A 19,726-nucleotide genomic window follows, 5' to 3' on the forward strand; every position below is an offset into this window, starting at 1 on the left:
AAACTAATCATCATGAAAAAAATAAAGCCTTAGCATTTTTGCTAAGGCTTTATTAGAAACTGCGTGTGGGGAATGTCGTCAACTACATGATTTTCTGCATCACATCACCAATTTGAATGCTTCCCGCTAGGCTAGGTTGATCAATCGTGAGCTCGGCTTCATTTTCATAAACACGAGAAACCGTCAGCGTGATATCACTTTGAGATACCTTGTTACGCGGTAAACCTCGTTGGTCGATAAACGAACCTGTATGCCACAGTTGCAGTTTGTCACCTTTCTGCACGCCATGCATTCGCCCTAAGTCAATGGTCACCGTATTGCCAAATACAGCGGCAACCTCTGGAAGGGTGATCTTACAAGATACCTCTGACTCTAAATCCAACATGATGTTACGACTGACGCGCAACATCATACTGCCGTAGGTCGATGCCCAGAAGCGAGCACTACGGGTATCAACTTCACTGGTCTTAGCAAATGGCCACTTAGCCACTTCACGATAGCTACGGTTGTAAACTTGATGACCTGTCTTACCGTCAAAGACTTGCATCTCTAACGCAAATTGTCGGTTGATAACATCGTCCTTAAGCAACTTAGATTCAATCGTCGCGGTTAAGTCGGTAATGTCGCCACCAATGATGTATTGCGCACCCGTATCTTGAGCAATCATTTTGATCACTTCTGGTTGGCGTTTATCAATATCAAAGTCGGTTGTGCCCACTGAAACGAAACTGCGCGACTCTTGCGCCAATTGTCGGTCTACGACATGGCTGAAGTCATCACCAATGTTATAGATTCTGCCCATAACGGCTTGCTGCGGGGAAGTCACATCAATATTGCCGACGAGAAATGTCTTTTTGTATTGGCTCTCATGGCAAGCATTTGCCGAAGGGTAGATATCGATCCTTGCGGTGATCATTAAATTGCCACCACGAGTTTTCTCTTTCTGAACCAAGATGTAGCGTACTTCATGGTTGGTAAACTGGAATTCTTTTTTACTCGAATCTAGGTAGGGCGTGAGGTTGGAGATACTACCAATATCAGCACCTGAGAACTGCACTGCTTTATACACAGCGTCTTCCAGTGCGTGGATGCGTGCGGTTTCTTCCGACGATACGATGGCTGCTGTACCGGTAACTTCATACCAAGAGGCATGAGCACTGAAGCTTATGGTTATCAGTGAACTTATTGAAAATAAGTAAGATATTATTTTTTTCATCTATTCGTTACCAGTTGGGTATAAATATTGCTTAACAAATAACTATAAGCTTGAAGCTGACTTAAGTGCGTTTTTCTTAATCTGAACCATTAATGAAAAGCAAAGACTGTTCCAACATTGTAATCCATTGAAAAGAATAATGGTGAGAACATATTGGAACTGGTGGCACTAAATATATCTGGAGATAAGAGAATGAAAAATTGGCTCGTAGTAATGAGTGTCATGTTGATGACATCATGTGCTTATTCGCCCATCTATAACGGCAAGTCTGAGTATTCAGGCAGTCAGTTTATGTTGATGGACAGCCCTCGTCATACCATGGACTTTTTCGTAGAAAGTATGACTGAAGATCTGATCATTTCGAATACGAGTATTTCAGCGAGAACTCCAATTGCGATTACTTCGTTTGTGGACCTTCAACATATGGACACAACAAACTGGCTAGGTAATTCAGTTTCAGAAGGCTTCATTCACCAGTTTCAACGTCGTGGCTTCAAGGTCGTTGATTTCAAAACAACGGGCTCGATTCAAGTGACTCACCAAGGTGACTTTGCGTTAAGCCGTGATTGGAAAGACCTCGCACAGGAACAAGACGTGCAATACGTACTAACAGGTACGATGTTACGCCAAGAGGGTGGTGTGCTTGTTAATGCTCGCGTGGTGGGCATGCAAACCCGCATTGTTGTTGCTTCTGCGCAAGGCTTCTTGCCGGCAGACCGTATCGGTCGCGACCTAGATACTCTGAACAGTATTCGAACTCAAGATGGCGTTATCATTCGTTCTGATCCAACGATGACTCAGCCATACACTGTTATTCTTCGCCCTTAGGAGTTCGTGATGAAGAAGTTAATATTTGTTGTTGCTGCCTTACTGCTTGTTGGCTGCCAGCCATTGCAAAGTATGCGACCAGACGACTTTTTAGTTGCTGTTGGTTACGCAAGTATCAGTGAGCAATCAGGTCGTAACGACGAAGAGAAACGCATCCGTGCTATGCGAGCATCTAAAATTGATGCTTACCGTGAACTTGCTGAGCAAGTGTATGGGATGCGAGTGAGTGGCCGAGCTGAATTATCAGATCAGCGCTTGGGTACCGAACGAACGACAGGCGCTGTCGACGGCGTTATTCGTGGTGCAGAAGTGGTGCGCAGTTACCCTGTTGGCGATAGTTACGTGACCGAACTTCAGCTCGATATTCGTAAGATGGAACAGTTGCGTGATTACGGCGAAGTTCAAGCTGTGCCAGAGAAGAGACAACAAACGCTGTTCTAGTCTTTATGACCATTTAAGTTATATGATCGACGAATTGTATAAGTTGCCCTCGCTTTCCAGATGGCAGGGCGGCAATAAATAACGACAGTGAATGAAAAAGCGGCAAGTATGAAAATACTTGCCGCTTTTTTGTATTTACAGGTTGGGTGTGGAATCTAGGTCTGTACGAAATATAAGTGAAGTAGCGAATTAGGGATTGGTGTTGCGAAAGGTACGGGGTGAATTACAGTACTGGCTAGAGAATAGAGAATAGAGAATAGAGAATAGAGAATAGAGAAGGCTGGTGGCTTGATTAGGCTTTAACGTTGGTGCCAAGCGTAGAAATCGTATGCGTTTGACCACCGGCATTGTAGGTCATGCCGATTTTTCCGTGGCTTTGCTGCATCATATTGCTGAGTTTTTTAAAGCTGAGGTGTGCTCGATTCAAGGCTTCACCATTAACAAGGTTCGCTTGATGGCAATCGTACACAATAGATTTGATGGTTTTAACTAACTGGGCTAGATCAGGGTTCTCGGTCAGTTCGGAGATATTGCTATGCGCTTCGATTCGTTGATCGGTTGTTCTTAATTGTTCAACTAGGACAACTTTCTCTTTAGCGATGCGTTCAATGTCGGTCGATTTTCGGCTAGTAATAGCGGTTTTCTCTGAATCTAATAGATCAGATAGGGCTTTGGCATTTTGAAGTTGGAAATTAACTAAATCTGCTAGTGCCGCCATAACTTTATCCTACTAAAACCTTGGTGTTCTTTAAGTGGAGATAGCTTACATTAGGAATCTATCGCTTAAAGGCCTTTTAATTCATTCTCGAACTTGATCATGTTGTCAGCCAGTTTTTCTGGGTCGACAGTGTATGAACCGTTCGCAATCGCTTCTTTGATCGCTGCAACTTTTACTGTGTCAAAGCTTGGTTGTGCTGCCATATCTTGTTGGAGCTGGCCAATTGCTTTGCTTTGTTGACTCAGTGAAACCGCGTCTTTGCTTGTCGGTGATTTAGCTGCAACATCAGAACGTGATGCCTGAGAGCTAGAGTCAGAGCGCGCTGCTGATCGGTTTGTGGTCGTTAGGGTTTGCCCTGAACGAATATTATCAATGCCTGCCATAGTTAAGCCTTTTTCTTCAAAAATGGGAACCTGTACAGTCAATATCGACCAAGGGTTCGATTACTTTAGCAATTTTTAGCCCAATAGTCGAAAAGGGGTAAAACACAGCAGCCGTAATATTCAGCGTTAGAATTGAGAGTAAAATCGCTAACGATTACCACCCATTTAGAAGTAAAGCGTTAAAAGTAAACCGTGACTTCAGACATGTTGGTAACAATACCTTCGATTATACGCTGAGATTTGTCATTTTTCACTCTTACTTGATCGCCCATCGAGCCGTCGGTTAGCGCAGTACCTTTGGTGGTAATGGTCATGCCACCTTTTACTGCTTGTATGATAACCTTCTCGTTTCGACACACGACACAGATATCGCCTCTTTCGACAACATCACCTGGTCTTAGGTTCTTTTTTACCTTAGCGCCGATGACTTGCTTGGGAAGAGTAAACCCTTGACGGCGAAACTTGTTAAGCGAAATCATGGCTGTGGTGACATCGTATTGACCAACGATCTCGCCTCTTGCTAAAGAACGAGTGGTGGTAACGAGCGGTACCGACATTGAAAGCCGAACAGGCACGTAAATCCGCCACTCATCCGGTATACACTGCACTAAAACCGTAATGCTACTGCGGGTATTTGTCGTGGTTGAAGCGCTGGTTTCAAGAGGGACTGGGCAATCTGTTGCTTTTACTCTTGAGTCAATATTTGCTGCATTAACAAAGAGTTCACCACCTCGAGGCTGGTCAATGGTCTCAAGGATGTGTTGTTCCGCCGCAGATTGAATCATTTCAATTTGTTCTGGAGTCGCAGCTTGTACAAAAAAACTAAACAATATTGACAAAATGCCGATAAACTTAGCGACAGTTTTAAAAGTAGCTCTACACATTGCTATAGAAAAAGGAGGCAGATTTGTTTTATAATACGTCATTCTGTTTCTCTGGTAGTTCGTAGCCTGCAGTAGACTAACACTTTTTATCCAAAAAAGTTTGATATGGAGATGAGCTCATGACGGGTATTCTTGATTCGGTGAATCAGCGTACGCAACTCGTCGGTCAAAACCGATTAGAATTACTAACCTTTCGCCTAATGGGGCGTCAGCGTTACGGCATAAATGTCTTTAAAGTAAAAGAAGTGCTTCAATGCCCTAAGCTGACAAAGATGCCAAACTTGAACCCACTAGTTAAAGGTGTAGCACACATTCGTGGCCAAACGATCTCTGTGATCGATTTGAGCTTAGCGATTGGTGGCCGTCCTACAACGGATGTTGAAAAGTGTTTTGTGGTTATCTCTGAGTTTAACCGAACGATTCAAGGTTTCTTGGTCAGTTCAGTTGAGCGCATTATTAACATGCACTGGGAATCGATTCTTCCGCCGCCAGATGGCGCAGGTAGAGCTAACTACCTGACAGCGGTAACCAACATTGATAATGAATTGGTAGAGATTCTTGATGTTGAAAAGATTCTTGCAGAAATTTCGCCTGTTGATGAAACAATGGACAGCAAGATTGCTGAAGACATTGCGAAAGTTGAACAAGAGAAACCATTAGTTCGCCGTATCTTGATTGCTGATGACTCTACAGTTGCTCGTAAGCAGGTTCAGCGTGCGATTGAGTCGATCGGTTTTGAAGTGATCTCGGTGAAAGATGGTAAAGAAGCCTACGAGAAGCTGGTGCAGATGTCATCAGAAGGCAGTATTTACGATCAAATTTCATTGGTGATCTCAGATATCGAAATGCCTGAAATGGACGGTTATACGCTGACTGCTGAGATTCGCCGTCATGCAGAGCTAAAAGATTTATACGTAATTTTACACTCATCATTGAGTGGTGTATTTAACCAAGCCATGGTTGAGCGTGTAGGAGCTAACTCCTTCATCGCGAAATTCAACCCTGATGAGCTTGGTGCAGCGGTTAAAGCTGCGTTAACTAACTAAAAGAGACATTAATGACTGCTATAACAATAAGTGATCAAGAGTATCGCGATTTCAGCCGTTTCTTAGAATCTCAATGTGGCATTGTATTAGGTGATAGTAAGCAGTACTTGGTGCGAAGCCGCCTAAGCCCATTAGTAACGAAGTTTAATTTAGCGTCGTTATCTGATTTGTTGAGAGATGTAGTAACAGGTCGAAACCGTGAGTTGAGAGTGGCAGCAGTGGATGCTATGACGACGAACGAGACACTTTGGTTCCGAGATACTTACCCGTTTGCTGTGCTTGCGGATAAGCTTCTACCGGAAATAGCGGCAAATAAACGTCCTATTAAGATTTGGTCTGCGGCAAGCTCTTCAGGCCAAGAAGCATACTCAATGGCAATGACGATTCTTGAGACTCAAGCTCGTAAGCCGGGTATGTTGCCAAGCGTGTCGATCACGGGAACGGATATCTCAGCGAGTATGTTGGATATGTGTCGTAAAGGCGCTTATGACAATCTAGCGCTGGGTCGAGGCCTTTCTCCTGAACGTCGCCGTACCTTCTTTGAAGATGCGGGTGATGGCCGTATGAAAGTTAAAGATAATGTGAAGCGTATGGTCAATTTCCGTCCGCAGAACTTGATGGACAGCTATGCCTTACTCGGTAAGTTCGACATCATTTTTTGTCGTAACGTATTGATTTACTTCTCGCCTGACATGAAGGCGAAGGTACTGAACCAAATGGCAAACAGCCTAAACCCTGGTGGTTATCTATTATTGGGTGCTTCAGAATCGTTAACAGGTTTAACTGACCGTTTTGAAATGGTTCGTTGTAACCCTGGCATTATTTATAAATTAAAGTAATTACTGACACCGCATAAGGTGTAACGTTACTGTCTAATTTCAAAACCCAGCCTAGTGCTGGGTTTTCTTTTATCCGCTAAAGCTATATCTTTAAGTCAGAGTGACATTCCAATGTACTCTATTTTTTGGCTTGTATATTGCAAGTTTACCCACGAGTAACCTGTAAAAGTATTGATAGCCCGCTTTGTTTTAAAAGTTGGTATATATATTGCTTTGGTTATCTCATAACAGTCAGTTCTTGAGTTGAGGTTTACATGGCTATTTCTTTTGACAATGCTTTGGGCATTCACCAACACACGGTTGGTGTACGTGAGCGTAACGCTGAGGTGCTTTCCACCAATATCGCGCAAGCCAACACGCCTGGGTATAAAGCAAAAGGATTAGACTTTAAGAAATCACTGCAAGCGGCAAGTTCTGGGGCAAGCATTGGTCTTAGTCGTACAGATGGTCGGCACATTTCTGCCTCAACAACGGTGAACGGGGAAACGAAGTATCGAATTCCTACCCAACCTGATACAGGAGATGGCAACACGGTTGATTTGGATTTGGAAAGAAACCTTTTCATGCAAAACCAAATTAGGCATCAAGCCTCTCTCGACTTCTTAGGAAGTAAGTTCAAGAATTTAACTAAAGCGATTAAAGGGGAATAATTAGATGAGTTTATTCAATGTATTCAATGTGACTGGTTCTGCGATGAGTGCTGAATCTGTTCGTCTAAATACGACCTCGAGCAACCTTGCGAATGCGGACAGTGTAAGTAGCTCTGCTGAAGAAACTTACAAGGCTCGCCACGCAGTGTTCGGCGCTGAGTTAAATAAAGCACGCAACAGTGGTCACACTGTGCCTGTGAAAGTATTAGGTATTGTCGAAAGCGATAAGCCGCTGAGCGCGGAGTACAACCCGGATCACCCATTAGCGAACAACGAAGGCTATATCTACAAGCCTAACGTGAACGTTATGGAAGAAATGGCAAACATGATTTCGGCATCACGTGCGTACCAAACAAACGTACAGGTTGCTGACTCGAGTAAACAAATGCTGCTGCGTACGCTGCAGATGGGTCAATAAGGATAAGGAGGTAGCACATGGCTGGAATCAACAACAATGTTGGTCAAAGCGGCTTGTCCTATGTTGACCAGCTAAAGAGTCTTCAAGATGGCGCTAAAAAGCCCGACGAAACAACAGGTAAGCAGGATCTTAAACAAGAAGACTTCTTATCTTTGTTAACTAAGCAATTAGCACAACAAGACCCTTTTAAGCCGGTTAGCAATGACCAGATGATTGCGCAAATGGCTTCATTTGCGACCGTAGATGGCATTGGCAAAATGAATACACAGTTTGAAAGCTTGAATTCATCAATGACCTCTAACCAAGCATTACAGGCTTCCTCTTTGGTTGGCCGCGATGTATTGGTTCCTGGTGCGGCAGGTGTGAAACCCGGTGATGGCGGTATGGCGTCCATGGTTAAGCTTCCTCAGGCAATGGACAATGTAATCGTCCGTGTTGAGAACGAAGTTGGCCAATTGGTTCGCACTTTTGATATCGGCTCTAAACCATCAGGCGACACACGTGTTGAATGGGACGGAAAAGACGAAGACGGTAACCCATTGCCGGCTGGTAAATACAACGTGAAAGCGTCGGGTTTACTGGATGGCGAGAACACAGAGTTCCAAGTGTCGAGTTATGCGAACGTGAACAGTGTGCTTCTTGGTAAGGGTGATGGCAACGTACTACTCAATCTGGCTGGTTTCACATCGCCAGTACGACTTGCTGAAGTACTAGAAGTTGGTAAAGCGTAACTCTTTAAAAGAGTGATTATGCTAGCTAGAGAGATTAGGAGAATATTGGAATGTCATATGTAGCTTTAAGCGGTCTATCCGCTGCACAACTAGACCTGAATACAACCAGTAACAACATTGCGAACGCAAACACATTCGGCTTTAAAGAGTCGCGTGCGGAGTTTGGCGATGTTTACTCAAGTTCGTTATTCACTAACGCAAAAACGACGGCAGGTGGCGGTGCGCAAGCTAGCCAAGTGGCGCAACAGTTCCATGAGGGTTCAAGTATTTATACCAACAACCCAATGGACTTACGTGTAAGTGGTACAGGTTTCTTTGCAGTATCGAAAGACCGAATGGTACCGGAGATCAATGAACTAACGCGTAATGGTGCATTTCACCTAAACAAAGACAACTACATGGTTACTGCTAACGATGAGTTTCTTTTAGGTTACGATGTTGATCCAAACTCGGGTGAAGTTCTTTCTTACGCGCCAAAGCCACTCGACATTCCTGCTGAGTTTGGTAAGCCAAAACAGACAGAAAATATTGAAGTAGGGGTTAACCTTCCTGCAAACGGTGATCTTAAAGACCCGGCTGCATTTAACTTCAAAGATGCTGATACCTATAACCGTGCAACGTCTTCGACGGTATACGATTCTATGGGTCAGTCTTACAAGTTAACGACTTACTACCTCAAAGATCAGACTCAACCAAACACTTGGCAGACGTACTACACCATGTCAGATGAGAACGGTGAAAAGCCGGTCAACATCACTGGCGGTGACGCGACAAATGCACAAGGTCATGTTGGTCACACAATGAAGTTCAACAATGACGGTACGTTGGCTAGCCTTAACAATGGCCAACCAATTAACTCTGAAGCACTAGGTGCCGGAGCTAACCCAATTGATTTGAACGGTGCTGATCCAACGCAAGTACTTAAGTTTGGTCTAGATTCATCAACTCAGTTTGCCGCTCCATTTGAACTGACTAAGTTCGATGAAGATGGCGCGACAACAGGTTTCTTAACCAAAATCGATTTCGATGAGTACGGCAGTGTTTTAGGTACTTACTCAAATGGTGAAAACGTGATGCTTGGCCGTGTAGGCTTGGTTCGTGTACCAAATGAGCAAGGCCTAGATAAGAAAGGCGGCACTCAGTGGGATTCTACTAATGACTCAGGTTCTAAGATCTGGGGTGAATCGAACAAAGGTTCATTTGGTAGTATCAACAACGGCTCGTTAGAGCAGTCGAACATCGATATGACTCAAGAACTGGTTGATTTGATTTCTGCTCAACGTAACTTCCAAGCGAACTCGCGTTCTCTAGAAGTACACAACCAACTGCAACAGAATATTCTTCAGATTCGTTAATCGTTTCGAGCGTTTGAATCATCTGCGAATACCCAATTCAATGTTATTGAATTGGGTATTGTTGGTGAATTTGATATGGCTGTTTGCTTTTCTATTTGCCGCCCCTATTGCCGCACGGTAATGCCACTGGCAACAATTCTTCTTCAATGATCCTTTTGTGATCCCTCTTCTTAGTTGTTTTCTATTTAACGTATTGATAAATAACAGTTAAAAATATTGGCACAGTGTTTGCTTTATTAGCCCCAGAAGATGATTTTTGGAGCAAAATTATGGATCGCGCACTGTTTCTTGCCATGAGTGGCGCTAAGCAAAATATGCAAGCTTTGCAGCTACGTGCTAACAACCTTGCCAACGTAAGTACAACGGGTTTTCGTGCTGATTTAGCGCAAGCACGTTCAATGCAAGCGTACGGTGAAGGCATGCCTACTCGTGTTTTCAGCATGACAGAACGCCCAGGTCATAATTTCGCACAAGGTAGTGTGGTCACCACTGGCCGCGATCTCGATGTCACGATACAAGGTGATGGCTGGATTTCGGTAATGGACAATACTGGCCGTGAAGGTTTAACACGTAACGGTAACCTAAAGGTTGACCAAAACGGTTTGCTAACGAACGCAAGCGGTCATTTGGTGTTAGGCGAGAACGACGCTCCCATCACGCTACCTATTCCTATTAGTAAAGTAGAAATCGGCACTGACGGTACAATTTCGGTGATTCCTCAAGGCGCTCCAGCTGAAGAATTAGCGATTGTCGATCGTATCAAACTTGTGCGTCCAGATAATCAAAGTTTATTTAAAGACACGAATGGTCTATTCCGTTCGAAAAACCCAGATCAGGCATACGAAGCAGATGCAGCGGTAACGTTGCTAAAAGGTGCCATCGAAGGCAGTAACGTAAATGCTGTCGGTGAAATGACCAGCCTAATTGACTTACAACGTCAATTCGAAATGCAGGTCAAGATGATGAGCACAGCAGAGGAAATGGACAAGTCGTCTGATTCACTGCTTCGTATGAGCTAATAGAATTTAAAGGAATTTGCTATGCATCCAGCATTATGGGTAAGTAAAACAGGTTTAGACGCCCAACAAACCAATATCTCAACAATTTCAAACAACCTTGCCAACGCCTCAACCATTGGCTTTAAAAAGAGTCGTGCGGTATTTGAAGATCTGTTCTATCAGAACATCAATCAGCCGGGTGGCCAATCGTCTCAGAACACTGAGCTGCCAAGTGGCTTGATGTTGGGTGCTGGTTCTAAAGTCGTGGCGACTCAAAAAGTTCACACTCACGGTAACGCACAAACGACATCGAACAGCCTAGATATGATGATCGAAGGTGATGGCTTCTTCCAAGTTGAAATGCCAGACGGCGAAACAGGCTACAGCCGAAATGGTCAGTTCACACTGAACGGTGATGGCGCAATCGTAACGTCGGGTCAAGGTTATGCTCTGCAACCAGAAATCGTTATTCCTGAAGATGCAATTTCGGTGACGGTTGGTAACGATGGTGAAGTCTCGGTTCGTCTACGTGGTGAGCAAAATAACGTCGTGGTGGGTCAAATCACCATTACTGACTTCGTAAACCCAGGTGGTTTAGAGCCAGTCGGTCAAAACCTTTACTTACCAACGGGCGCAAGTGGCGATCCGCAAGAGGGCGTTCCGGGCTTTGATGGCTTGGGTAACATCCGTCAATCGATGCTAGAAACATCGAACGTAAACGTAACCGAAGAGCTGGTGAATATGATTGAGGCTCAACGTGTTTACGAAATGAACTCGAAAGTTATCTCGTCAGTAGACAAGATGATGAGCTTTGTTAACCAACAGCTGTAATTGGTTTATTTGCCGTTTACTTATTTACAATTAATAGACCTGTTTCTAATGAATAGACGAGTTTCTACTCATTGATCCATTTACCATTGCCTGCTGAGAGTATATCGCTATGAAACGTATTTTCTGTTTAGCCCTGTTAACATCTATGACTGGCTGTGCTGTCTTGGATCCTATTGAAACTCCAGCACAAGAAAACGCGACCACAGTAGTTGATGCAGTGGAAGGCGATAAGTCGGCTGAAGAGAGCTCTGGCATTATTGACCCCCTTCGCGGCAGAACCGATCCAATCGCGGGCGATCCTGCATGGGCGCCAATCAACCCAAAGAAGAAACCTGAACACTATGCCGCAGCGACGGGTTCGCTGTTCAATGTGAGCCATATTGGCAGCATGTATGACGATTCAAAACCTCGCGGTATCGGTGACATCATTACTGTTGCACTTGATGAGAATACACGAGCGACCAAAAAAGCTAACGCAGACATGTCTAAGTCGAACGACGCATCAATGGAGCCATTGGCCGTTGGTGGGCAAGAGCTAACCATAGACAAGTACAACTTCTCTTACGATTTGAGTAACACCAACACTTTTGCTGGTGATACCTCAGCCAACCAAAGTAACAGCATCAGCGGCTACATCACCGTAGAAGTGATCGAAGTGTTAGCCAATGGCAACTTAGTGGTTCGTGGTGAAAAGTGGATGACATTGAATACGGGCGACGAGTATATCCGCCTAAGTGGCACCATCCGCCCTGACGATATTGATTTCGAGAACACCATTGCTTCGAACCGAGTTTCTAATGCGCGAATTCAGTACTCAGGTACTGGCGTTCAGAAAGATATGCAAGAGCCTGGATTCTTGGCACGATTCTTTAATGTATCTTTGTAGAGCTTGAGACAGTGTCGACATACTGACACTCCCAGAGTTATCTGATTTCAAGCTAACTCATTATAAATTAAAGCAATACAGACAGGTTACTCAATGAAAAAACTGACACTCGTACTATTCGGCATGCTATTTCTTGCCACCAGTGCCCATGCTGCGCGTATTAAAGACGTGGCAAAAGTGGCGGGTGTTCGTAGTAACCAACTTGTCGGCTATGGCTTGGTCACAGGTTTGCCGGGTACTGGTGAGACAACTCCCTTTACCGATCAAACATTTAACGCAATGCTGCAAAACTTTGGCATTCAATTGCCGCCTGGCACCAAGCCAAAAACCAAAAACGTAGCGGCCGTTATTGTTACTGCTGAACTGCCGGCCTTCTCTAAGCAAGGTCAGGAAGTTGACGTCACCGTTTCTTCTATTGGTTCTGCAAAAAGTCTACGCGGTGGTACCTTGCTACAAACTTTCCTAAAAGGTCTGGACGGTCAAGTGTATGCGGTAGCGCAGGGTAACTTAGTGGTAAGTGGCTTTAGTGCACAAGGTAACGACGGTTCTAAGATTGTCGGTAACAACCCTAACGTCGGTATCATCTCTAGCGGTGCGACGGTTGAACAAGAGATCCCAACCCCATTCGGTCGTGGCGATTACATCACTTTCAACCTCATCCAATCAGATTTCACAACGGCTCAGCGTTTGGCTGATGCGGTTAACAACTTCCTCGGTCCACAAATGGCCTCCGCGGTAGACGCGACTTCTGTAAAAGTTCGTGCACCACGTGAAATCAGCCAACGAGTGGCTTTCCTTTCTGCCATCGAAAACATCGAATTTGACCCTGCAGAGGGCTCTGCAAAAATCATCGTTAACTCACGTACTGGTACGATTGTAGTTGGTAAGCATGTTCGCTTAAAAGCTGCTGCGGTAACACACGGTGGTATGACGGTAGCAATCAAAGAAAACCTCAACGTGAGCCAACCGAATGCATTCTCTGGTGGTCAAACGGTGGTGGTTCCTGATTCAGATATCGAAGTAACCGAAGCCGATGGCAAGATGTTCAAGTTTGAACCAGGCTTAACGCTGGATGATTTAGTTCGTGCGGTCAACGAAGTAGGTGCAGCGCCTTCTGATTTAATGGCAATCCTTCAAGCACTGAAACAAGCGGGTGCAATTGAAGGCCAATTGATCATTATCTAAGGAATAAAGCATGATTAAGAATAACAATGACATCGGCTTTATTCACGACATCGGCAGTTTAGACCGTCTTCGTCAACAAGCAGTAAACGGTGAAGAGGGTAGCGAAAAAGAAGCACTCACAGCAGCTGCAAAACAGTTTGAATCTATTTTTACATCTATGTTGTTTAAATCGATGCGTGATGCGAACTCAAGCTTTAAGTCAGATATGTTGAACAGCCAGAACGAACAGTTTTATCGCCAGATGCAAGATGACCAAATGGCGAGTGAACTCAGTGCATCAGGTTCGCTCGGTCTTGCGGATATGATTGTTGCTCAGTTAAGTGCAGGCCAAGCAAGCGACGCGACAGAAGATAAGGTTCGAAGTGAAGGTTTTGATACCTCACTGGAAAGACCTCAGTATTCAGGTCGTTCAGAAGAGAAAATCTCTCAAGTTCAACCAGCATCAGCTATGTCAGCAACAGCCATGTCAGCAGAAAAACAACCCGCTTCATTTGATTCGCCGGAATCGTTTGTTACGTCGATGAAGCCTTACGCTGAAAAAGCGGCGAGTGCACTCGGTGTTGACTCGTCTCTGCTATTAGCACAAGCGGCACTCGAAACAGGTTGGGGCTCTAAGATGATTAAGAACTCTTTGGGCAATAGTAATAACCTATTTAACATCAAAGCAGATAGAAGCTGGAAGGGCGATAAGGTCGCGACTCAAACGCTTGAGTTCCATGGCAAAACAGCCGTTAAAGAGTCAGCTTCTTTCCGTTCTTACTCTAATTTCGAAGATAGCTTTAATGATTACGTGAAGTTCTTGAACGAAAACCCAAGATACGAAACGGCGCTACAGCATCAAGGTAATTCAGAGAATTTCATCAAAGGCATTCATCAGGCCGGTTACGCAACTGACCCTAACTATGCAGACAAGGTTTTACGTGTTAAAGCCAAGATTGATGAGATGAACTAGCGTCATTAATCAACATCGAGAGCTTGCTACTGGCAGGCTCTTTTCTTATTTGCCCCTTCCAATCCTGCCACGTCTTTCATAGTTATCTCCTTATACTTCAACAGATTATTGTCTTCTAGTTACCAGTTATTTCTATTGGCACATATATTGCTTGTTATCTTGGTAATATGCGGTTGTAGTTAATCAGTTAATTCTGATTTGGTTAAGTTTTTTGGGGGCATCATGGCGTCGGATCTTCTGAATGTAGGGGCACAAAGTGTTCTTACGGCTCAGAGACAACTAAACACCACAGGTCATAACATTTCTAACGCCAACACAGAGGGCTATAGCCGTCAGTCTGTGATTCAAGGTGTGAATGACCCGCGCCAGTACGGAGGTCAATCCTACGGTATGGGTGTGCATGTGGAAAATGTTCGCCGCTCTTGGGATCAGTTTGCCGTCAAAGAACTTAACTTATCGACAACCAATGCCGCCAACAAAGGCGATACCGAAGCCAACCTCGATATGCTGTCGAGCATGTTGTCGTCGGTCGCTTCAAAGAAGATTCCAGAAAACCTCAATGAATGGTTTGATTCTGTTAAGACACTCGCCGATACCCCGAATGATGTGGGTGCGCGTAAGGTCGTGTTAGAGAAAGCAGGGCTTGTAACAAAAACCCTGAATGAATTTCATGAAACGGTACGTCAACAGTCTGATTCCACGAATAAAAAGTTAGAAGTCGGCATTGAACGTGTTAACCAAATTGCGGTTGAGATTCGTGACGTTCAGCGTCTGATGATGCGAACACCAGGACCTCACAATGATTTACGAGATCAGCACGAAAAGCTGATCAATGAGCTATCTGGCTACACCAAAGTGACGGTAACACCGCGCTCTAATGCGGAAGGATTTAACGTCCATATTGGTAATGGTCATACCTTGGTTTCTGGTAGTGAAGCAAGTCAACTGAAGTTGGTTGATGGTTTACCTGATACGCATCAGCGTCGACTAGCAATAGTTGAAGGCAAGTCTTTGAAGCCGATTACCAGTAATGATATCGATGGGAAAATCGGTGCCATGCTCGATATGCGAGACGAACATATCCCTGACATCATGGATGAACTAGGACGTTTGGCAACAGCTTTCTCTGAGAAAGTAAACTCACTCCAATCACAAGGTTTGGATCTCAATGGCAACGTTGGCCAAGACATTTTCACCGATGTGAACTCTGAGCGGGTGGCGAAATCACGCGTGACGGCTGGTAGCCAATCAAAGGCTGATGTTGCCGTATATATTGATGACACCTCTGCCTTAAAAGGCGGCGAGTATGGCCTTAAGTATGACGGCAGTGATTATGTTGTGACTAAGCCTGACGGTGAAACGGTAAAAGTCAGCACTAATTCAGCAGGTAATGCTTTTTATCTAGATGGTATGCGAGTCGAAGTTCGAAACCCGCCTGAATTGGGTGAGAAGCTGTTACTGCGCCCAACTCGTAACTTTGCTGCTCAGATTCAGATGGAAACCAAAGACCCAAGAGATATTGCCGCACAAAGTTATGAGGCATCGACCACATTCGCGAAAGGCTCGGCGGGGTTCAAGATCCTAGCGGCCGGTCAATTGCGTGAGTTTGAAGTGATTGTTTCACCAAAAGGTGAGCAGTTTGCCGTGACTGACCCGAAAGGCAATATTTTAATGCAGCCGCAGCCGTACCCACCTGAAGGGCCGGTTACGATTAATGGCACGACTTTCGAGTTGACCTCTGGCGCTGTGGCAAACGATAAATTTACGGCAAACCTTGTCCCATCAGAGGGTGACAACGGTAACTTACGTAAGCTGCAAGATCTCCAAACTGGAAAGATCTTGAATGATGGTGAGTCTACGATTTTAGACCTTTACCACAACTTGAATACCAACACGGGCCTGAAAGCGTCGACGGCAAATCGCTTAAGCGACATTGCCACCTTAGAAAAGGAATCCGCTCAGGAACGTATTGCTTCTGTGTCGGGGGTTAACCTCGATGAAGAAGCGGCAAATATGATGAAATTTCAGCAAGCGTACATGGCTTCCTCACGTATCATGCAAGCGGCCAATGATACGTTCAATACTATTTTGGCTCTGAGGTAGGAAGTATAAATGTTGAATCGTATTTCTAGCTTCCACAATTACCAATCTGTTCAGAACGACTTGCGCCGTCAAGAGAACAAGATACATCACAACCAAGCACAACTTGCCTCCGGTAAGAAGTTGCAGTCACCAAGTGATGATCCTTTGGCTACGCACTATTTACAAAATATTGGTCAGCAATCAGAGCAGCTTAAGCAATATAGTGACGCAATAGTCTTGGTTCGTAATCGATTGGAGCATCACGAGGTATTGGTCTCCAATACCGAGGGCTTTGCTGATGAAGCAAAACGAACTGTAATGGAAATGATCAACGGTGCGCTTTCCCCTGAAGACCGTTTAGCGAAAAAGCGTGAGATCCAAGAGTTAGCGAATAACTTCTTGCACTTGGCCAATTCTCAAGATGAGTCGGGTAACTACACATTTGCAGGCACTAAGCCGAAAAATCAGCCTTTCTTTCGAGATAACGAAGGGAATGTGACGTATCAAGGTGATGACTATCAACGCAAGATGCGTGTAGCGAGTAGCTTCGAGATGGCGATGAATGATCCGGGCAGCAAGTTATTTATGGAAATAGATAACCCTTTTGGTGATTACGAACCTCAGTACGAGCTTGAACCCGCTTCTGAATTACTTTTGGAACGTGCGACGAACTCAGCTGAAGATGGATCAACGTATAAAGTGACGTTCGTTGATATGCAGACAGGAAATTATGCTTATCAACTTGAAAAAGATGGCGCAGTGGTGGCCGCGGAAGATTTTGATCCTTCGACTGGCATTGTCTATGAAGGGCTGAATATCCAAATAAAAGGCCAAATTACTAAAGGTGATTCGATTACCTTGGAACCGCGAGAGACCTTCTCTATCTTTGATACGTTCAAAGAAGCTGCTGAGCAGGCTGAAAACCCGGTATCGGATGCATCAGCAACTGCGAAATTGCACCAAGTAACCGAAGAGTTCCACGCTGCGTTTATCCATTTGACCAAGGCAAGAACCGATGTTGGTGCGCGTTTAAGTACGCTAGATATTCAAGAGCAACAACATGAAGACTTTAAGTTGTCTTTGGCGAAAGCAAAAAGCAACTTTGAAGACTTGGATTACTCGAAGGCCATCATTGAATTCAATGAAAACTCTCGAGCATTGCAAGCTTCTCAACAAGCGTTTGGTAAAACTAAAGACCTGACCTTGTTTAATTATATTTAATGATCAATCAGTATTTAGTGGTGAATTAACACTCACCATTGAAGTTAGATTCTATGCCATATGTGCTATGCCGTATGCGCGAATCACTTCAAATTTTGCCGGGTTTTTATACAGGATATCATCTGTTTGAGAATAGCGGCAAAAAGCGGCAATAGGCGAATGAAGGTACTTTTCGTTCCCCAAGCTAGTTAAATCAAATCGAGTTAAGTTTTAATTTAAGTGATTGATTTTATGTATATTAAAAATTAATCAAAACAGTATCAAACTTGGCATATAACTTGTATCTGTGTTGGTCATAAAATGATTTATACAGATCTTAAACCCTGTATAGGGTTTAGCGAGTAATACACGGTCAGTGCTTATCCATATGAGAGTAAAGCTGGCCGCTTCGCAGAAAGTTTGCGAACTCATAAGGAGAGCAAAATGGCTATTAATGTAAGCACTAACGTTTCTGCTATGACAGCACAGCGTTACCTGAATAAAGCGTCTAATGATTTAGCGACCTCTATGGAGCGTTTGTCATCAGGGCATAAAATCAACAGCGCGAAAGATGATGCAGCCGGTCTGCAAATCTCTAACCGTTTAACGGCACAATCACGTGGTTTAGACGTGGCAATGCGTAATGCCAATGATGGTATTTCAATTGCACAAACCGCTGAAGGCGCGATGAATGAATCAACCAACGTACTACAACGTATGCGTGATCTGGCGATTCAATCATCAAACGGTACGAACTCGGCTGCGGAGCGTACAGCGCTAAATGAAGAGTCTTCGGCACTTCAAGATGAGCTAAACCGTATCGCTGAAACGACCTCGTTTGGTGGCCGTCGTCTGTTGAATGGTTCATTTGGTGAAGCATCTTTCCAGATTGGTTCTAGTTCTGGTGAAGCAATGATTATGGGACTCACTAGTGTTCGTGCTGATGATTTCCGTATGGGCGGTACTACGTTCGATTCTGAAAATGGTAAAGATAAAAGCTGGGAAGTGCCGCCAACCGCGAGCGACCTTAAGTTTGAATTCAGAACCAAAGCAGGTGAAGACATCGTTTTAGATATCAATACCAAAGCGGGTGATGATATCGAAGAGCTTGCTACTTACATTAATGGTCAATCTGATCTTGTTAACGCATCGGTTACCGATGATGGTCGCATACAACTATTCGTTGCTGAACCTGACCTTGACGGTGCAATGTCGATCTCTGGTGGCCTAGCATCTGAGCTAGGTATTAAGAGTGAAGGCCGTGCAACATCGGTTCAAGATATCAGCCTGACTAGCGTTGCAGGTTCACAAAACGCAATCAGCGTAATTGATTCTGCAATGAAGTACGTAGATTCACAGCGTGCTGATTTGGGTGCTAAACAGAACCGTCTAAGCCACAGTATTAATAACTTGGCAAACGTTCAAGAGAACGTAGACGCTTCTAACAGCCGAATCAAAGATACGGACTTTGCGAAAGAGACGACGCAAATGACCAAGTCACAAATTCTGCAACAAGCAGGTACTTCGATACTTGCTCAAGCAAAACAGTTGCCTAACTCTGCAATGACACTATTGCAATAGTTATTGGTTGAACTTGCTGCTCCTGTTCAGACGTGAGCCATGCAGCAAGGGAAACTGGCAAGCATACTTACTATGAGTGTTTAGCTCTCTCATCTCTCACCTGCTATTCATTTTTACGGTAAGAATGCAACGGCGCGTCAGAAATGTGTTCATTTCTCGATGATCTCCACACAGGCTCTGACCTGCCAACTAGCCCCGGTTCTCTCAAAGGAAAAGGGGCTTTTTCCTTTCTGTTTCCTATCTTTCTGATTTCTAAATTTTTGTTTTCCTGTCTTTTGCGTTTCCTGCTGGCTTCTAACTTTAGGTTTCTGATCTTTTACGTTTCAATTCAACCCATTTTCTTCGTTATAAATGTTCTGCTTGGCTAGATGAATTGCACAATCTTTATGCCCATCTGCGACCTTTGGTGATTGATCATTTCTGAGCGTTGACCAATCTTAACGACAGTTAGCGTGTTTTTTGAACAAAGCAGGATCTTTAGCCAATTAAATCCAATAGCGGT

20 protein-coding genes are annotated in these 19,726 nt (G+C 44.3%); 16 read left to right on the forward strand and 4 right to left on the reverse strand.

The features are described 5' to 3' along the window. Positions 1–82: 82 nt before the first annotated feature. Complete coding sequence (locus tag IHV80_RS04095) at positions 83–1,216, reverse strand: flagellar assembly protein FlgT (protein ID WP_192890149.1); 1,134 nt, start codon at positions 1,214–1,216, stop codon at positions 83–85. 192 nt (positions 1,217–1,408) lie between these two features. Between IHV80_RS04095 and IHV80_RS04100 the strand changes: the two genes are divergently transcribed. Both IHV80_RS04100 and flgP read left to right on the forward strand, forming a co-directional pair. Continuing rightward, a complete protein-coding gene (locus IHV80_RS04100) occupies positions 1,409–2,044 on the forward strand; it encodes a FlgO family outer membrane protein (RefSeq protein ID WP_017106341.1) in 636 nt (211 codons plus the stop codon). A 9-nt stretch (positions 2,045–2,053) separates the two neighbouring features. Continuing rightward, entirely contained in the window at positions 2,054–2,485 is a 432-nt protein-coding gene (flgP, locus tag IHV80_RS04105) for a flagellar assembly lipoprotein FlgP (protein ID WP_102436433.1), read from the forward strand. Between the two features lie 292 nt (positions 2,486–2,777). Here the strand turns inward: flgP and IHV80_RS04110 are convergent, their stop codons facing one another. From IHV80_RS04110 to flgA, 3 genes are all read right to left on the reverse strand, one after another. Then, complete coding sequence (locus IHV80_RS04110; protein ID WP_102436435.1) at positions 2,778–3,203, reverse strand: flagella synthesis protein FlgN; 426 nt, start codon at positions 3,201–3,203, stop codon at positions 2,778–2,780. 65 nt (positions 3,204–3,268) lie between these two features. Further along, positions 3,269–3,586, reverse strand: a complete 318-nt coding sequence (gene flgM / locus IHV80_RS04115; protein ID WP_029223448.1) for a flagellar biosynthesis anti-sigma factor FlgM — start codon at positions 3,584–3,586, stop codon at positions 3,269–3,271. 179 nt (positions 3,587–3,765) lie between these two features. Continuing rightward, positions 3,766–4,512, reverse strand: coding sequence for a flagellar basal body P-ring formation chaperone FlgA (flgA, locus tag IHV80_RS04120; RefSeq protein WP_192890150.1), 747 nt, complete (start codon positions 4,510–4,512; stop codon positions 3,766–3,768). Between the two features lie 77 nt (positions 4,513–4,589). Between flgA and IHV80_RS04125 the strand changes: the two genes are divergently transcribed. From IHV80_RS04125 to IHV80_RS04190, 14 genes are all read left to right on the forward strand, one after another. Then, positions 4,590–5,516 carry a chemotaxis protein CheV gene (locus tag IHV80_RS04125; RefSeq protein WP_017106345.1) on the forward strand — a complete coding sequence of 309 codons (927 nt, stop codon included), beginning with the start codon at positions 4,590–4,592 and terminating at the stop codon, positions 5,514–5,516. Between the two features lie 11 nt (positions 5,517–5,527). Continuing rightward, positions 5,528–6,355: a protein-glutamate O-methyltransferase gene (locus tag IHV80_RS04130; RefSeq protein ID WP_102436439.1), complete on the forward strand. Its 828-nt coding sequence runs from the start codon at positions 5,528–5,530 to the stop codon at positions 6,353–6,355. A gap of 254 nt (positions 6,356–6,609) precedes the next feature. After that, complete coding sequence (flgB, locus tag IHV80_RS04135; protein ID WP_004736175.1) at positions 6,610–7,005, forward strand: flagellar basal body rod protein FlgB; 396 nt, start codon at positions 6,610–6,612, stop codon at positions 7,003–7,005. A gap of 4 nt (positions 7,006–7,009) precedes the next feature. Next, the gene (flgC, locus tag IHV80_RS04140) at positions 7,010–7,423 is read left to right on the forward strand and encodes a flagellar basal body rod protein FlgC (protein ID WP_004736176.1); all 414 of its coding nucleotides are present in this window, start codon (positions 7,010–7,012) and stop codon (positions 7,421–7,423) included. 17 nt (positions 7,424–7,440) lie between these two features. Continuing rightward, positions 7,441–8,154, forward strand: a complete 714-nt coding sequence (gene flgD / locus IHV80_RS04145) for a flagellar hook assembly protein FlgD (protein ID WP_004736177.1) — start codon at positions 7,441–7,443, stop codon at positions 8,152–8,154. A 50-nt stretch (positions 8,155–8,204) separates the two neighbouring features. Further along, positions 8,205–9,509 (forward strand): flagellar hook protein FlgE, encoded by a 1,305-nt coding sequence (gene flgE / locus IHV80_RS04150; RefSeq protein WP_017076830.1) that lies wholly within the window; start codon positions 8,205–8,207, stop codon positions 9,507–9,509. Between the two features lie 269 nt (positions 9,510–9,778). Next, on the forward strand, positions 9,779–10,528 hold the full coding sequence (locus IHV80_RS04155) for a flagellar basal body rod protein FlgF (protein ID WP_004736179.1): 750 nt from the start codon (positions 9,779–9,781) through the stop codon (positions 10,526–10,528). Positions 10,529–10,549: 21 nt separating this feature from the next. Then, positions 10,550–11,338, forward strand: coding sequence for a flagellar basal-body rod protein FlgG (gene flgG / locus IHV80_RS04160; RefSeq protein ID WP_004736180.1), 789 nt, complete (start codon positions 10,550–10,552; stop codon positions 11,336–11,338). 109 nt (positions 11,339–11,447) lie between these two features. Then, complete coding sequence (gene flgH, locus IHV80_RS04165) at positions 11,448–12,224, forward strand: flagellar basal body L-ring protein FlgH (RefSeq protein WP_192890151.1); 777 nt, start codon at positions 11,448–11,450, stop codon at positions 12,222–12,224. A 93-nt stretch (positions 12,225–12,317) separates the two neighbouring features. Beyond that, complete coding sequence (locus IHV80_RS04170; RefSeq protein ID WP_017106350.1) at positions 12,318–13,409, forward strand: flagellar basal body P-ring protein FlgI; 1,092 nt, start codon at positions 12,318–12,320, stop codon at positions 13,407–13,409. Positions 13,410–13,419: 10 nt separating this feature from the next. Then, the gene (flgJ, locus tag IHV80_RS04175) at positions 13,420–14,361 is read left to right on the forward strand and encodes a flagellar assembly peptidoglycan hydrolase FlgJ (protein ID WP_192890152.1); all 942 of its coding nucleotides are present in this window, start codon (positions 13,420–13,422) and stop codon (positions 14,359–14,361) included. Positions 14,362–14,583: 222 nt separating this feature from the next. Next, positions 14,584–16,464, forward strand: coding sequence for a flagellar hook-associated protein FlgK (flgK, locus tag IHV80_RS04180; RefSeq protein ID WP_004736185.1), 1,881 nt, complete (start codon positions 14,584–14,586; stop codon positions 16,462–16,464). A 9-nt stretch (positions 16,465–16,473) separates the two neighbouring features. Next, positions 16,474–17,664 (forward strand): flagellar hook-associated protein FlgL, encoded by a 1,191-nt coding sequence (flgL, locus tag IHV80_RS04185; RefSeq protein ID WP_192890153.1) that lies wholly within the window; start codon positions 16,474–16,476, stop codon positions 17,662–17,664. Positions 17,665–18,087: 423 nt separating this feature from the next. After that, entirely contained in the window at positions 18,088–19,224 is a 1,137-nt protein-coding gene (locus tag IHV80_RS04190) for a flagellin (RefSeq protein WP_004736187.1), read from the forward strand. Positions 19,225–19,726: the final 502 nt, after the last annotated feature.

This window comes from Vibrio bathopelagicus (assembly GCF_014879975.1).
In the GTDB taxonomy this organism is placed as follows: domain Bacteria; phylum Pseudomonadota; class Gammaproteobacteria; order Enterobacterales; family Vibrionaceae; genus Vibrio; species Vibrio bathopelagicus.